This window comes from Nocardiopsis mwathae (assembly GCF_014201195.1).
Classification (GTDB): domain Bacteria; phylum Actinomycetota; class Actinomycetes; order Streptosporangiales; family Streptosporangiaceae; genus Nocardiopsis_C; species Nocardiopsis_C mwathae.
This window is the reverse complement of sequence record NZ_JACHDS010000001.1, coordinates 822,273-836,665: the sequence shown is the minus strand read 5'-3', so window position 1 is coordinate 836,665 and position 14,393 is coordinate 822,273. Positions and strand designations below refer to the sequence as shown.

Annotated in this window: 11 protein-coding genes; 3 read left to right on the top strand and 8 right to left on the bottom strand. The window is 71.3% G+C overall.

Features of this window, described 5'->3' with window-relative positions:
* Nucleotides 1-33 precede the first annotated feature (33 nt).
* The 6 genes from HNR23_RS03170 to hrpA form a co-directional block, all read right to left on the bottom strand.
* Entirely contained in the window at nt 34-774 is a 741-nt protein-coding gene (locus HNR23_RS03170; RefSeq protein WP_184073293.1) for an alpha/beta fold hydrolase, read from the bottom strand.
* 75 nt (nt 775-849) lie between these two features.
* Complete coding sequence (locus HNR23_RS03165; protein WP_184079797.1) at nt 850-1,407, bottom strand: ATP/GTP-binding protein; 558 nt, start codon at nt 1,405-1,407, stop codon at nt 850-852.
* Between the two features lie 22 nt (nt 1,408-1,429).
* Entirely contained in the window at nt 1,430-1,789 is a 360-nt protein-coding gene (locus HNR23_RS03160) for a DUF742 domain-containing protein (RefSeq protein WP_184073291.1), read from the bottom strand.
* Between the two features lie 64 nt (nt 1,790-1,853).
* Nucleotides 1,854-2,279 (bottom strand): roadblock/LC7 domain-containing protein, encoded by a 426-nt coding sequence (locus HNR23_RS03155; protein ID WP_184073289.1) that lies wholly within the window; start codon nt 2,277-2,279, stop codon nt 1,854-1,856.
* 152 nt (nt 2,280-2,431) lie between these two features.
* Nucleotides 2,432-3,940, bottom strand: a complete 1,509-nt coding sequence (locus tag HNR23_RS27360) for an ATP-binding protein (protein WP_184073287.1) — start codon at nt 3,938-3,940, stop codon at nt 2,432-2,434.
* Nucleotides 3,941-4,349: 409 nt separating this feature from the next.
* On the bottom strand, nt 4,350-8,333 hold the full coding sequence (gene hrpA / locus HNR23_RS03145; RefSeq protein ID WP_184073285.1) for an ATP-dependent RNA helicase HrpA: 3,984 nt from the start codon (nt 8,331-8,333) through the stop codon (nt 4,350-4,352).
* 168 nt (nt 8,334-8,501) lie between these two features.
* Between hrpA and HNR23_RS03140 the strand changes: the two genes are divergently transcribed.
* Genes HNR23_RS03140 through HNR23_RS03130 form a run of 3 tightly spaced genes read left to right on the top strand, consistent with a single transcriptional unit; the run spans nt 8,502 to nt 12,130 of the window.
* Nucleotides 8,502-9,521 carry a TAXI family TRAP transporter solute-binding subunit gene (locus tag HNR23_RS03140; protein WP_343070405.1) on the top strand — a complete coding sequence of 340 codons (1,020 nt, stop codon included), beginning with the start codon at nt 8,502-8,504 and terminating at the stop codon, nt 9,519-9,521.
* Between the two features lie 13 nt (nt 9,522-9,534).
* A complete protein-coding gene (locus HNR23_RS03135; protein WP_184073281.1) occupies nt 9,535-10,182 on the top strand; it encodes a DUF1850 domain-containing protein in 648 nt (215 codons plus the stop codon).
* Complete coding sequence (locus HNR23_RS03130) at nt 10,076-12,130, top strand: TRAP transporter permease (RefSeq protein ID WP_394353737.1); 2,055 nt, start codon at nt 10,076-10,078, stop codon at nt 12,128-12,130. The genes HNR23_RS03135 and HNR23_RS03130 overlap by 107 nt, the downstream gene beginning before the upstream one ends.
* A gap of 25 nt (nt 12,131-12,155) precedes the next feature.
* Here HNR23_RS03130 and HNR23_RS03125 read toward each other — a convergent pair whose 3' ends face one another.
* Both HNR23_RS03125 and HNR23_RS03120 read right to left on the bottom strand, forming a co-directional pair.
* A complete protein-coding gene (locus tag HNR23_RS03125) occupies nt 12,156-13,037 on the bottom strand; it encodes an arylamine N-acetyltransferase family protein (protein ID WP_184073279.1) in 882 nt (293 codons plus the stop codon).
* Between the two features lie 175 nt (nt 13,038-13,212).
* On the bottom strand, nt 13,213-14,244 hold the full coding sequence (locus HNR23_RS03120; protein ID WP_184073277.1) for an NADP-dependent oxidoreductase: 1,032 nt from the start codon (nt 14,242-14,244) through the stop codon (nt 13,213-13,215).
* Nucleotides 14,245-14,393 lie beyond the last annotated feature (149 nt).

Below are 14,393 nucleotides of genomic sequence, written 5' to 3'. Positions count from 1 at the left end.
CCCGATCGTCGCGCCGCGTGCACCTCTATGCGCTCATGCGCTCTCGCGCAGGGTCGCGAGGATCGCGGCGGTGCCCTCGGGGCCGGGGAAGTGGCCGCCGGGGATGGTCACCGCCTGGAACGGGCCGGTGGTGTGCCGCTTCCATTCGCGCGCCCCGTCCTCGCCGACCACGGGGTCGTCGGCCCCCGCGAACACGGTGAGGGGGATGTCCAGCGGTTCGCCGGGCCGCCACCGGTACTCGGTGAAGATCCGGTAGTCGCGCATCAGTGCCTGGCCGAGGACGTGCAGCATGTCGGGGTCGTCGAGCAGCTCGTCCGGGATGCCCCCGTACAGGTCGGCGGCCGTCTTCGCGAGTTCGACGGGGTCGTCCGGCACGACCAGGCGGCGCACGATGTGCGGCGCCTCCCGCCCGCTGACGACCAGGCGGCTCACGGCCCGCCCGTCGTCGCGCAGCAGCCGTGCCGTCTCGTAGGCGAGCAGTGCCCCCATGCTGTGACCGTACAGCGTGATCTCCCCGGGGAGGGCGGATACCGCTGCGGCGTGGGCGGAGACGAGAGTATCCCAGCCGGATCCCCCCTCCGCGCCGCCGCCCGGCGAACGGCGGGCTGCCGTCCATAGGCGGTAGCGGTCGGCGAGCTCGGCCCGCCAGGGGGCGTAGGTCATCTCCGACCCGCCGGCGTGGGGAAAGCAGACCAGGTGGGCGCCTGCCTCCCCATCACCGCCGATGGGGACGAGCGATCCGGCCGACATGGAACGGTTGACACTTCTACTCACGGCGCCCCACCGTAATGGACGTGTGGGTGGGGCGACGGGGGTGCCCCCGTGTTACTCACCCGCGTGTCACCTGTCCTACCCGATCAGCTCGGGCTCCTTGGGTCGCGAGAGCGTGTATTCGAGCAGGCGCCGCAGCACCTCCCCGCCGGAACGGCGCTCGCGCGCGTCGAAGTCGATGATCGGCACCCGCTGGTCGATCTCCAGTGCCTCGCGGATCTGCTCGATGGTGTAGTCGAGTTGCCCGTCGAACCTGTTGAGCGCGACGATGTAGGGGATGGTCCGGTTGCGCTCGAAGTAGTCGATCGCGTCGAAGCAGTCGGCCAGGCGGCGGCTGTCGACCACGACGACGGCACCGACCGCGCCGCGGACGATGTCGTCCCACATGAACCAGAAGCGGGCCTGGCCGGGCGTGCCGAACAGGTACATGATCAACTCGCGCTCAAGGGTGAGGCGGCCGAAGTCCATCGCGACGGTCGTGGTCGTCTTGCCGGGGATGGCCGTCAGATCGTCGTGGCCCATGCTGGCCTCGGTCATCACGGCCTCGGTGGTCACCGGTGGAATCTCGGAGACGGAGCCGACCAGCGTGGTCTTTCCGGCGCCGAACCCTCCGGCGATGACGATCTTGGTGGACACGAGCGAGCCGGAGCCCGCCATGTCATTGGAAGAGACGTTCGAGTCCACGGAGCGCCCTCTCCAGAACTTGGTTTTCCGACGGACTGTGTCCGGTGATGGTCGGATGGATGAAGACGTGGCCCTGGTCCGCCAGGTCGCTGAGAAGGACCTGGGCCACGCCGATGGGGATGCGCAGTTCGGCGCCGATCTCGGCGACCGACCGCGGTTCACGGCACAGCCGGTAGATGTTCTGCGATTCCGGCAGCAGGTTCGTCGGCGCCGGAGCGTCCGGGTCGGAGACCGAGACGAGGGTCTGCACCATCAGCGGGTGGCGCGACCTCGTCCTGCCGCCGGTGAAGGTGTAGGGGCGGATCCTGGCGCCCCTCTTCCTGCGAAAGCTCATTGTGCTGGCATCCTGTTCGTATTCCGGTGCCCGGTCCGGTCGGAGGTCGGCAGGATCGGCACGGTCACGGTGTGATGACCTCACGCAACTGGGAGCGCAGCTGGGGAGTCAGGACGTGCCCCGCGCTCTCCACGAGCAGCGCCATCTTATAGGCGACGATTTTCATATCGGCGCTGCTCGCTGTCAGGACCGCCAGCGTCGATCCGTCGCTGATGGACATCACGAACAGGTGCCCGTGCTCCATCCGCAGGATGAGCTGCTCCGAGGTGCCCTTGCCGAAGAGCCGCGCCGTGCCGTCGGCGAGGCTCTGCATGCCGCTCGCGATGGCCGCGAGCTGTTCGGCGTGTTCCTCGGGAAAACCCTCGGAGGCGGTGAGTAGCAGACCGTCGGAGGAGACGACCACGGCATGCTCCACCCCGGGCATTTCGTCGACGAAGTTGGAAATGAGCCAGGTGAAATTCTCCGCGCTTTCGCTCAAGCGGTTGTCCATGTGCGTCCAGATCCTCGATGGGTTTTTCCGAAACGGGATTGCTGGGGGTTGAGGGGGCTGGCCCGGCCGACTTCCCACGGCCGGGGCGACCACCGGCATCGCCTGTGTCCCCCTGGCGGCACCGGAGCGGGGGCGGTCGCGCGGACGTACTGCTATTTCTCGGGGCCCGCGTCGGACCCCTCGGCCGCCTGCTGCCCCTCGATGAAGCCCTCAAGGTCCGCGCGGATCCGCTCGGCCTTGCTCACTTCGGCTCCGCCGTCGGCGCGGTCGGTGCCGGCCGACGGATCGCCGGAGCCGTTGTGCTCCTCGCCGTCCGCGGCGGGCATCGGCAGGGGGGCGGTGTTCCTGTGGGCGCTGCGGCGCGGCAGTCCGGCCGCGGTCACCGACGACTCCATGGCGCGGTTCTTCTCCTGCGCTTGCGAACCGGGAACGGATGGTGCCGGGCGGCGTGGCGACCGCCCGTCGGGGGCGACCGTCGGCATCGGGAGGACATGGGGCCGGACCGCGGAGCGCGCGCCGCTCCGTCCCACGGGCGGCTCCACCGGGCGGGGGCCGGTGGTGCCGAACAGGGCGGAGGGGACCACGACGTGGGCGCTGACCCCCCGGAAGGCCCGGCCTTCGAGCTGGACCTCCAGACCGTGTCTGTGCGCGATGCGGCTGACGACGTAGAAGCCCATGTGCCGGATGACCTCCTCGTCCAGAACGGGCTCGCCGGCCAGCCGGGTGTTGTACGCCTTCAGGCGCTCCGGGGGGATGCCGATCCCCTCGTCCTCGACGGTGATCAGCAGCCGGTCGTCGCCCATCGCCTGGGCGCTGATGACGACCTGGGCGTGGTCGGGCGACTTCTCGGTCGCGTTGTCCATCAGCTCGGCGATGAGGTGGCTGATGTCGTCGGCCGCGGCGCCGGAGATGAACAGGTCGGGCAGGTACCCGAGGCGGACGCGCTGGTACTCGCTGATCTCGGAGATCGCGGCGCGCGCGACGTCGAGCAGCGGGACCGGTTCGGTGGAGGTGTCGCCGGAGTCCTGTCCGGCGAGGACCAGCAGGTTCTCCCCGTTGCGGCGCATCCGGGTGGCCAGGTTGTCGATCTTGAAGAGCTTCTCCAGCAGCACGGGGTCCTCGCTGCTGTCCTCCAGCTCCTCCACGACCTCGATGAGGGAGTCGACCAGCGCGAGGTCGCGCATGGCCAGCCCGGCCAGGGTCCCGGTCAGCAGGTCGTGGCGGTCGGGGCCGCCGGCCGGGGTCGAGGCCGGAGTGCCGGGTTCGGGGGTCGGCGCGGCCGCCGCCGGCTCCGCGGGCGCGGGCGGCGGGGTCGCGACGGCGGGGCCCGCAGGGGGCGGCGCCACCGGTTGCGGCGGGGCGGCCCACTGGGGCTGGGCGCCGTAGGGCGGGACGGGGTGCGGGCCGCCGCCTCCCGGCAGGGGTCGGGGGTCCGGTGGAAGGGGGTAGCCCGGCCGCACGCCTGCGGCGGGCGGAGCGGACGCCCGCGCGTCGCGGCCGACGCCGAGACGGCGCAGGAAGCGCCGCCACCCGTTCTCCGAGGGCGGCGGGGCGGCGGCCTCCACCCGCATCATGTGCGAGAGAGGATGGTCCCCGTTCCGGGACGGCTGAGGGGGCAGGGCGTGGTCTCCCGGCCCGGCCGACGACGGTGGCTGTGCCACGGCACATCTCCTCGTATGCAGGGGAACCGAACGGCGGTGCGGGGAGCGCGCGCTGGATGCCGGTGTGGCTCGGGTGGCCCGTGTCAGGTGAGCGGCCGTATCACCCGGCCGCCGACGGCATCGTTCCTGTGGCGCCGTTCACCCGCGACAGGGGTGGCGCCGCTCGCATCGCACACGTGGCCCCGCGGTTGGTGGACCGCCGGGATTTCTCCTCATGATCAACGAATCGTCGGCCACGCTAGCACCGACCAAACCCCTTATGCAGCAGGGTTTCGCGACCTTCTGACGTTCTTCTGACGAATCCCGCCGGCCGCTCTCGGTGATTCTCCGGCTACCTGGGCCTACACCCGCGCGAGCGATCGCCATGTGACGAGAACCACTCACCGGATCATCAGACCCTTTTTCTCCCCTATTCGACCTTTGCTGCCTCGATCGCCTTGAGAATCCGTTTTTCCGAAACGGGGTAGGCGGTCCCCAATTCCTGGGCGAAGAAGCTGACCCGCAGTTCCTCCAGCATCCACCGGATGTGCCGCACCGCGGGGTCGTCGCCGCGGCCCGGCCCCAGCCCGGCCAGCAGCTTCTCCCGTGCCTGGCGCATCTGCTCGACCTTGGCCATGTTGACCTGGTCGCGCCGGGGGTTCTCGGGCAGCTTGGCCAGCCGGTACTCGATGGCCCTCAGATAGCGGTGCAGGTCGGACAGGCGGTCGCGGCCGGTCTCGGTCACGAAGCCCGGGTGGATCAGCCCGGCCAGCTGCCCCTGGACGTCGTTGAGCGACGGCAGCACCGCCAGGCTCGTGGTGCCCTTCAGCTTCCGCCGCACCTCGTGCGCCTTGCCGAGCACCCGCGCGGTGTCGGCGACGACGGCGGCGAGCGTGTCGGCGAGTTCGGCGCGGACGTGCTCGCGCAACCGTTCGAAGGCCTCGCCGTCCCACACCGGGCCCCCGGACTCGGCCATCAGCGCGTCGACGGCGCACCGCAGGCAGTCGTCGAACAGCGCGGGCACGCTCCCGTCGGGGTTGTGGCTCAGCGCGAGCTTGGCCGTATTGTCCAGGCCGCGCTGGACCACGGCCACCGGCGAGGGGACCCGCAGCAGGAGCAGCCGCCGCACGCCCGCCCACATGGAGGCGCGCTGCTCGGCCTCGGTGTCGAAGATCCGGATCGCCACGCTGTCGCCGGAGTCGACCAGGGCCGGGTAGCCCCGGACCGCCGGGCCGGCCGACTTGCGCTCGAAGGTCCGGCTCAGCGGACCGAAGTCCCACTCGGTCAGGCCCGTCTTCTCGATGCCCTTGGCCTCGGCGGAGATGGCCTTCTGCAGCCGCGGCTTGAGTTGGGCGCGCAGCGCGGCCAGGTCCTTGTCCTCGGCCAGCTTGCGGCCCTTGCCGTCGACCGCGCGGAAGGTGATGCGCAGGTGGTCGGGGACCCTGTCCAGCTGGAAGTCCGCGGCGGCGACGCGCTCCGCGCCCATGCGGGCGAGCTCGCGCCCCAGCGCCTGGCACAGCGGCTCGGTGTAGGGCGTCAGCCGCCCCAGCGCCGCCTCGGCGTGGTCGGGAACGGGCACGAAGTTGCGCCGGATCGGCTTGGGCAGGGAGCGGATGAGCGCGGTGACCAGGTCGCGGCGCAGCCCCGGGATCTGCCAGTCGAAACCGTCCTCCTCGACCTGATTGAGCACCTTCAGCGGGATGTGCACGGTGACGCCGTCGGCGTCGGCCCCCGGCTCGAACTGGTAGGACAGCGGGAAGGTGAGGGCGCCCTGATGCCAGGTGTCGGGGTAGTCCTCCTCGCGCACCTCGTCGGCCTGCTCGTTGATGAGCATCGACTTCTCGAAGTTGAGCAGGTCGGGCCGGTCGCGGCGGGCCTTCTTCCACCAGGAGTCGAAGTGGGCGGCCGAGACGGCCTCGGCGCCGACGCGCTCGTCGTAGAACGCGAACAGCGACTCGTCGTCGACGAGGATGTCGCGGCGGCGCGCGCGGTGTTCGAGGTCCTCGACCTCCTCCAGCAGCTTCCGGTTGTCGTGGAAGAAGCGGTGGTGGGTCACCCAGTCGCCCTCGACCAGGGCGTGGCGGATGAACAGCTCGCGCGACAGCTCCGGGTCGATGCGGCCGTAGTCGACCTTGCGCTGCACGACGATCGGCACGCCGTAGAGGGTGACGCGCTCGTAGGCCACGACCCCGCCGCGGTTCTTCTCCCAGTGCGGCTCGCTGTAGGTGCGCTTGACCAGGTGCGCGCCGAGCTCTTCGGCCCACTCGGGTTCGATGCGGGCGTTCATGCGGGCCCACAGCCGGGAGGTCTCCACCAGTTCGGCGGACATGACGAAGCGGGGCTGCTTCTTGAACAGCGAGGAGCCGGGGAAGATCGCGAAGCGGGCGCCGCGCCCGCCGAGGTACTCGTGCTTCTCGGGGTCCTTGAGGCCGATGTGGGAGAGAAGTCCGGCCAGCAGGGAGACGTGCACCTGCTTGGGGTCGGGCCGGGCGGAGTTGAGGGTGATGTCCATGCCCTTGGCGACCTGCTTGAGCTGGCTGTAGATGTCCTGCCACTCGCGGACGCGCAGGTAGTTGAGGAACTCGGTGCGGCACAGCCTGCGGAACCGGTTGCCCGACAGCGCCCGCTGCCGCTCCTGCAGGTGGTCCCACAGGTTGAGGTAGGCGAGGAAGTCCGACTCCTTGTCGGCGAACCGGGCGTGCGACTCGTCGGCGGCCTGCTGCTTGTCGGCGGGGCGCTCGCGCGGGTCCTGGATGGACAGCGCGGCCGCGATGATCATCACCTCGCGGACGCACCCGTTGCGCTCGGCCTCCAGCACCATGCGGCCCAGGCGCGGGTCGACCGGGAGCTGGGCGAGCTTGCGGCCCAGCGGGGTGAGGCGCTTGCGGTCGTCGGCCGCGTCGGGGTCCAGCGCGCCCAGCTCCTGCAGCAGGTGGACACCGTCCTTGATCTGCCGATGGTCGGGGCCCTCGACGAACGGGAACGCGGCGATGTCGCCCAGCCCCAGCGCGGCCATCCGGAGGATGACCGAGGCGAGATTGGTGCGCAGGATCTCCGGGTCGGTGAACTCGGGGCGGGAGAGGAAGTCCTCCTCGGAGTAGAGGCGGATGCAGATGCCCTCCGACACCCGGCCGCAGCGGCCCTTGCGCTGGTTGGCCGACGCCTGGGAGACCGCTTCGATCGGGAGGCGCTGCACCTTGGTGCGGTGGCTGTAGCGGGAGATGCGGGCGGTGCCCGGGTCGACCACGTACTTGATGCCCGGCACGGTCAGCGACGTCTCGGCGACGTTGGTGGCCAGCACGATGCGCCGCCCCCGGTGCGGGGTGAACACGCGGTGCTGCTCGGCCGAGGAGAGGCGCGCGTACAGCGGCAGGATCTCGGTGTCGCGGAGGCGGAGCTTCTCCAGGGCGTCGGCGGTGTCGCGGATCTCCCGCTCACCGCTGAGGAAGACCAGCACGTCGCCGGGGGCCTCGCCGCGCAGCTCCTCGACGGCGTCGCAGATGGCCTGGACCTGGTCGCGTTCGGTGTCGCCGGAGTCGGCGGCATCGGCGGCACCGTCGGCACCGTCGGCACCGTCGGTGTCCTCGCCGATCGGCCGGTAGCGGACCTCGACGGGGTAGGTGCGGCCGGAGACCTCGACGATGGGCGCCCCGTCGAAGTGGCGGGAGAACCGCTCGGGGTCGATGGTGGCCGAGGTGATGACGACCTTGAGGTCGGGGCGACGCGGCAGCAGCTGCTTGACGTAGCCGAGCAGGAAGTCGATGTTGAGGCTGCGCTCGTGGGCCTCGTCGATGATGAGGGTGTCGTACCGGCGCAGCATCCGGTCCTGCTGGATCTCGGCCAGCAGGATGCCGTCGGTCATGACCTTGACGAGGGTGTCCTCGCTGGAGTGGTCGGTGAACCGGACCTTGTAACCGACCGTCTGGCCGATGGGGCTGTCGAGCTCCTCGGCGATGCGCTCGGCCACGGTGCGCGCGGCGATCCGGCGCGGCTGGGTGTGGCCGATGCTCCCGAGCACGCCGCGGCCCAGCTCCAGGCAGATCTTGGGCAGCTGGGTGGTCTTCCCGGAGCCGGTCTCGCCGGCGACGATGACGACCTGGTGGTCGCGGATCGCCGCGGCGATGTCGTCCTTCTTCTGGCTGACCGGCAGGGCCTCGGGGTAGTCGACGCGCGGGGCCGCGGCCCGGCGCTGCTCCAGCCGCAGCTCGGCGAGGTCGATCTCCCCGGCGAGCTCGGCGGCGATGGCGGCGCGCTTGCGTTCGTCGCGCACCTTGGCCAGGCCGTCGATGCGGCGGCGGAGCCGGTGCCGGTCGGCGGGCATCAGCCCACCGAGGCGGGCGCGGAGTTCCGGGTAGGGCGCGGGTGACCCCGTGGAGTTCCGGGAACGCGGGGATCTGGCGGGCGAGGTTCTCATACCGAACCCAAGGATATGAGCGCCCGCAACAGGTTTTCGCCCGAGTCGACCTACCGGTCGGGAGATCGGGACCCCTGCAACGTGTTCCATGTCACTCTGAGTTGGGTACGGTCACACGCGGCACATGTGACCGAGTAAGCATCTCCCCGAACACTCACCCCCCGGACCATGGCCCTGAGAGGACCAGCGAGAATGCGACGACCCTGGCTCGGTTTGACCGCGCTCCCCCTGAGTCTGCTGCTGGCGGCCGCCTGCACCCAGCCGGCGGAGCGCACCGACTTCGACAGCCTGTCCATCGCGAGCGGCACCACCGGCGGCGTCTACTACCCCATCGCCGGAGCGATCTCACAGATCGTCGGTTCGGAGATCGAGGGTGTCGGCGCCACGGCCGAGGCCACCGCGGCGTCGGTGGAGAACCTGCGCCTCATCGACGCCGGAGCGAGCGAACTCGCGGTCGTGCAGGGCGACTCCGCCTACCAGGCCGAACACGGGGAGGGCGAGTTCACCGCCGACCCGGTGGAGAACCGCGCCCTGCTGGTCCTGTACCCGAACGTCTACCACAACGTGTCGCTCGGCTCGATCCACGACCGGCTCGACCTGGACTGCTTCACCGACGTGAAGGGACACCGCTTCTCCGTCGGGGCGCCGGGCAGCGGCAACGAGCTGACCACCGGCCTGGTGTTCGGCAAGCTCGGCATGGACTTCGACGACATCGCCGTGCAGCGCTACGCCTACGCCGAGACGGCCCGCGCGCTGCGCGAGAACCAGCTGGACGCCGGGTCGTGGGTGGTCGGCGAGGGGCACGGCAGCCTGCGTGAGCTGGAGGCCACCGAGCCGCTGCACCTGATCCCGCTGTGCGACGAGGAGGCGGGCGCCGTCATCGACGACCACCCCTTCTACACGGAGCACACCATCGAGGGCGGCACCTATGCCACGGTCCCCGAGGACGTGCGGACCCTGGCCGTGTGGAACCTCCTCATCGTCGGGCCCGACTTCCCCGAACCGCTCGCCTACGACCTGGTGAAGGCGGTCTACGAGAACGCCGACTCGGTGAACCAGGTGTACGCGCCGGGCGCCGAGTACCTGGTACCCGAGACTCTGGCCAAGAGCCCGGTGCCGCTGCACCCGGGGGCGCTGCGCTACGCCGACGAGATCGGTGTCGAGATCCCGATGAAGCTGCGCGGCTGACGGGGCCGCCGCCATGCGCCGCCGAAGACCCGGCCGCGGCATCGGCGCCGCCGCCGGGGCGGCACTCCTGGCCGTCCTGCTGTGGCCGGCCTGGCCGGTGCTGGAGTTGGACGGGCCGTCCGGGCCCATCGGGGACCTTCCGCTCGACGGGTACGGCCGGTTCGGCCTGACCTTCGTGCACTCCGTCGACGGGCTGCCGATCGAGGACCGCTACCAGGTCCGCGACGGGCGCATCGTGCAGGAGTCGACACTGCTGATGCAGTTCGGCGCCGGGACGGGACACATTCCGGGGAACGGAACCGGCCGCGCGGTCGGCGAGCGGTGGGAGGTGAGCGGGCTCGACCGGGACATCGGCGAACTGCGGATCCGCGTCGGCGCGCCGCCCGCCGACCACCGGCTGCACCACCCCGGCGGCGAGCTCACCCTGTCCGGCTGCTGGGCCGGGGATGCCGTGGTGGTCCGCCCGGCCCGGATCTCGACCGTGCGACGCCTGATGGCGGCGATCGCTCCGACCCACTGCCCATCCCCGCGGACAGAAGGAGCCCAGACCGCACATGAACGACGAGCACACCGGGGGCGGCCCCGCGAACAGAACGGACGGGACCGGCGGCACCGCTCCGCCGGGCGGCGCGGACCGCCCCCTGTGGTCGGTGGCCGGTGACCCGGCGGAGACGCGCGCCCACGGCGGACCGCCGCTGTGGCGCAGCCTGGCGGAGCGGCGATGGGGGCAGGGCGCGGCCGCGGGCGCCATGGGGGCGGTGGTGCTGGGACTGGCGCTCCTGCTCGGCGGCTACCAGATCTACACGGCGCTGGCCGCGGGCCTGGACGCCTACCTGCAGCGCGTGCTGCACCTGATGTTCGTGCTGGTCCTGGTCTTCCTGGTGTACCCGGCGGCGAAGGGCCTCTGGGGGCGGTCACTGCCGATGGCCGCCGCCGACCTGCTGTGCGCCGTGCTGGCGGTGGTGGTCGGCCTCTACCCGGTGCTGTTCTACGACGACATCGTGTCCCGCACCGGCGCGCCGAGCGGCACCGACCTGCTCATGGGGGTCGTGGCGATCCTGCTGCTGCTGGAGGCGTGCCGCCGGGTGATCGGCCTGTTCATGTCGGTGCTGGCGGTGGCGTTCCTGGCCTATGCGTGGCTGGGGCCGCTGCTGCCGGAGGCGGTCGCCCACCGCGGCTACACCTACCAGCGCATCGTCTACCACACCTACCTGTTCCAGGAGGGTGTCTACGGGCTGGCGCTGGGGGTCGCCGCGACGTTCGTGTTCATCTTCATCCTGTTCGGCGCGATGCTGCTGAAGACAGGCGGCGGGGACTTCTTCATCGGCCTGGCCTACTGTGTGACCGGCCGGTACGCGGGCGGCCCGGCCAAGGGGGCCGTGGTCGGCAGCGCGATGATGGGGTCGGTGTCGGGCAGCGCGATCGCCAACACGGTGACGACGGGCGCGTTCACCATCCCGCTGATGCGCCGTGCCGGCTACCGGCGGCACGAGGCGGCGGGTGTGGAGGCGGCGGCGTCGACGGGCGGGCAGCTGCTGCCGCCGATCATGGGCGCCGGGGCGTTCGTGATGGCGGAGCTGGCCCAGGTGCCCTACGTGGAGATTCTGAAGGTCGCGATCATCCCCGCGCTGATGTACTTCGGGGTGCTGTTCCTGTTCGTGCACATCCTCGCCCGCAAGCACGGGATCGGCGGGCTGCCGCCGGACCGCCTGCCGCGGCTGCGCGCGGTGCTGGTGGACGGCTTCCACTTCCTGGCCCCGCTACTGCTGCTCGTCACCCTGCTGCTGATGTACGTCACCCCGCTGCGGGCGGGGCTGTATGCGACCGCCGCGCTGTTCCTGGTGGCGATGGTGCGTGCGGGCAGCCGACTGGGGGTGCGCGACCTGGCCGAGGTGTTCGTGATCGCGGCGCGCAACACCCTCGGGGTGTCGGTGGCCACGGCGGTCGCGGGGATCATCGTCGGGGTCGTGGGGCTGACCGGGCTGGGGCTGAAGCTGTCGGCGCTCATGCTGGGCGCGGCCGACGGTCGGCTGCTGCTGACGCTGGTGATGGTGGCGGTGGCGTCGCTGGTGCTGGGCCTGGGGCTGCCCGTGACGGCGTCCTACATCGTGCTGATCGTGCTGGCCGGCCCGGCCCTGATCGAGCTGGGGCTCCCGCTGATCGTGGCGCACATGATCGTGTACTGGTACAGCCAGGACTCCAACGTCACCCCGCCGGTGGCGCTGGCGGCGTTCTCGGCCGCGGGCATCGCCGGGTCCGACCCGATGCGCACCGGCCTGGCGGCGTGGAAGTTCGCCAAGGGGATCTACCTCATCCCCCTGCTGATGGCCTACTCCCCGCTGCTGCTCAACGGAACGCCGACCGAGATCGCGCTGGCGGTGGCGACCGGCTCGGTGGCCCTGGCCGCGGCCGCCGTCGCCCTGGAGGGCTTCGGCGTCCGCCGCACCCTGCCGGCCGAACGCCTCGCCCTGGTCGCCGCCTGCGTCCTGGTCCTGGTGCCCGGCCTGCCGACCGACCTGGCCGGAACCGCCCTGGCCGCAGCCGTCCTCGCCACCCAGCTCCTCCTCCGCCGGGAGGAGCGCCCCGTGCTGTCGACGCCGGGCCGCTGAGGCCGCCGGTCGACAGGGCGGCACCTCACTCTGCGATGAAGGCGCGGACCCGGGTGGTGACGGTCGATGACTCCTCCGGGGCCAGGCCGATGCCGAAGACGGTGCGCAGGGTCGGCGGGACCTCCTCGGGGTCCAGGAGGCGCTCGTGGGCGGTGCCGCCGTGGCGGGTGGTGGTCAGGGTGGTGTCGATCAGGGAGTGGCGGAGCTCGGGCGAGGTCTTCTGCGCGATGATCCGGCCCATGAACGGCGAGCGCTCGTGGGTCTGCAGGTAGTGGTTGTAGATCTCGTAGTCGAGGGTGTGCTGGGGTGCGGTGGTGAACCGGTAGATGTCGAACCAGCCGTCGGTGTGCAGGGAGCGCAGCACCCACTCCCCGCCCCGGCGCTCGATACGGAAGGTCGCGCCGGACTGGCGGGCCTGGGAGCCGTCGGCGAAGGGCAGCGGCTCCAGCAGACCCTCGTCGCCGAAGCCGACGTCCGCGAGGTGGTCGGTGCCGTCGATGGTGACGATGAGCGCCATGTGGGTGGCCGGGCGCAGCTTGTCCGTTCCCATCTGGACGCGCGCGGCGACGCCGGTGAACGTGAAGCCGAGGCGTTCGAGAACGGCGGCGAACAGGTGGTTGTGCTCGTAGCAGTAGCCGCCCCGCCGCCCGTGCACGAGCTTCTCCACCAGGTGGCCGATGTCCAGGCGGATCGGCCGACCCAGCACGATGTCGAGGTTCTCGAAGGGGAACGCCGCGAGGTGGGCGCGGTGCAGGGCGCGCAGCGTATCGAGGGTGGGGCCGCGGTCGCCGTCGTATCCGACGCGGGCCAGGTAGGCGTCGAGATCCAGGGCATCACCCTGCCAGGCGCGGGCCGGGTCCGCGGTGGTGGTGCCGGCCGCGGTGTGCCCGGGCGTCTGTGCGGTCATGGGTCCGTCCTCACGTGTGTCCGCTGTTCTCCGTCGGCCACCGGAGGCGGCCGCGGGTCGGCTCTTCGCGCGTGCCGACGATGGGGAGGCTAAAACCTCGACTTCGCTGGAGGTCAAGAGCCGACGGCCCCGGCCCCGCCGGGGGCGGGCGCCGGGGCCGCGACCGGAGACCGGGTCAGCCGACGCGGACCAGCATCTTGCCGACGTTGGCGCCGCGCAGCATGTCCAGGAAGGCGTCGCGCGCCTGCTCGATGCCGTCGACGACGGTCTCGTCGTAGACCAGCTCGCCCGTGGCCAGCCACGCGCCGACCTCGGCGGCGAACGCGTCGAAGCGGTCGTAGTGGTTGCCGACGATGAAACCGCGCAGGGTGAGGCCCTTGCCGATGGCCATGAAGAGGTTGTGCGGCGCCGGCTCCGGCTCGGTGGCGTTGTACATCGAGATCATCCCGCACAGCGCGGCGCGCCCGCCCTTGTTGAACGACCGCAGCGCGGCCTCCAGGTGGTCGCCGCCGACGTTGTCGAAGTACACGTCGATGCCCTCGGGAGCGGCCTGGGCCAGCTGCTCGGCGACATCGCCGTCCTTGTAGTCGAACGCGGCGTCGTAGCCGTAGCGCTCGGTGAGCAGCTCGACCTTGGCCGGCGACCCGGCCGAGCCGATGACCCGCCCGGCCCCCTTGAGCCGGGCGATCTGCCCGACCATGGTGCCCACGGCCCCGGCCGCACCGGAGACGAAGACGGTGTCGCCTTCCCGGAACTCGGCGATGTCGAGCAGGCCGACGTAGGCGGTCAGCCCGGTCATTCCCAGCGCGTGCAGGAAGACCGACTCGGGCACGCCCGGGACGTCGGGCACCCGGTGGAAGTCGGCGGCCTTGCCCTGGGCCAGCGTGCGCCATCCCTGGAAGTGCAGCACGGTGTCGCCGACCGCCAGGTCATCGGATCGTGAGGCGACGACCTCGCCGACGGCGCCGCCGGTCATCGCCTCGTCCAGCCGGAACGGGGGCGTGTAGGACTTGACGTCGTTCATCCGGCCGCGCATGTAGGGGTCGACGGACATGTAGGTGTTGCGCACCCGCACCTCGCCGGGCGCGAGTTCGGGAAGCTCGCGCTCGACGAGTCGGAAGTCGTCGTCCGTGGGCCACCCTGCCGGGCGGGCGGCGAGCTGCCACTCGCGGGTGGTCGAGGGGGTCGAGGCGGCGTTCGTGGACATGGGTCCTCCAGCTTCGCGGTGGGACGGCGGACCCGGACCGCCGGACGCGCGGGCGCCGGCGCCGTGGTCGGCACCGACCGGACGGCATCACCCCCGCACCAACACCGGGGGCCGGAGGGCCATTCCCGAATGTGATTCGGATCTATCTG

Coding starts and splice junctions, on each gene's coding strand:
- hrpA (WP_184073285.1), bottom strand. CDS start 8,333: ATGAGAACCTCGCCCGCCAGATCCCCGCGTTCCCGGAACTCCACGGGG.
- HNR23_RS03140 (WP_343070405.1), top strand. CDS start 8,502: ATGGCCCTGAGAGGACCAGCGAGAATGCGACGACCCTGGCTCGGTTTG.
- HNR23_RS03135 (WP_184073281.1), top strand. CDS start 9,535: ATGCGCCGCCGAAGACCCGGCCGCGGCATCGGCGCCGCCGCCGGGGCG.
- HNR23_RS03155 (WP_184073289.1), bottom strand. CDS start 2,279: ATGGACAACCGCTTGAGCGAAAGCGCGGAGAATTTCACCTGGCTCATT.
- HNR23_RS03160 (WP_184073291.1), bottom strand. CDS start 1,789: ATGAGCTTTCGCAGGAAGAGGGGCGCCAGGATCCGCCCCTACACCTTC.
- HNR23_RS03130 (WP_394353737.1), top strand. CDS start 10,076: ATGAACGACGAGCACACCGGGGGCGGCCCCGCGAACAGAACGGACGGG.
- HNR23_RS03120 (WP_184073277.1), bottom strand. CDS start 14,244: ATGTCCACGAACGCCGCCTCGACCCCCTCGACCACCCGCGAGTGGCAG.
- HNR23_RS03125 (WP_184073279.1), bottom strand. CDS start 13,037: ATGACCGCACAGACGCCCGGGCACACCGCGGCCGGCACCACCACCGCG.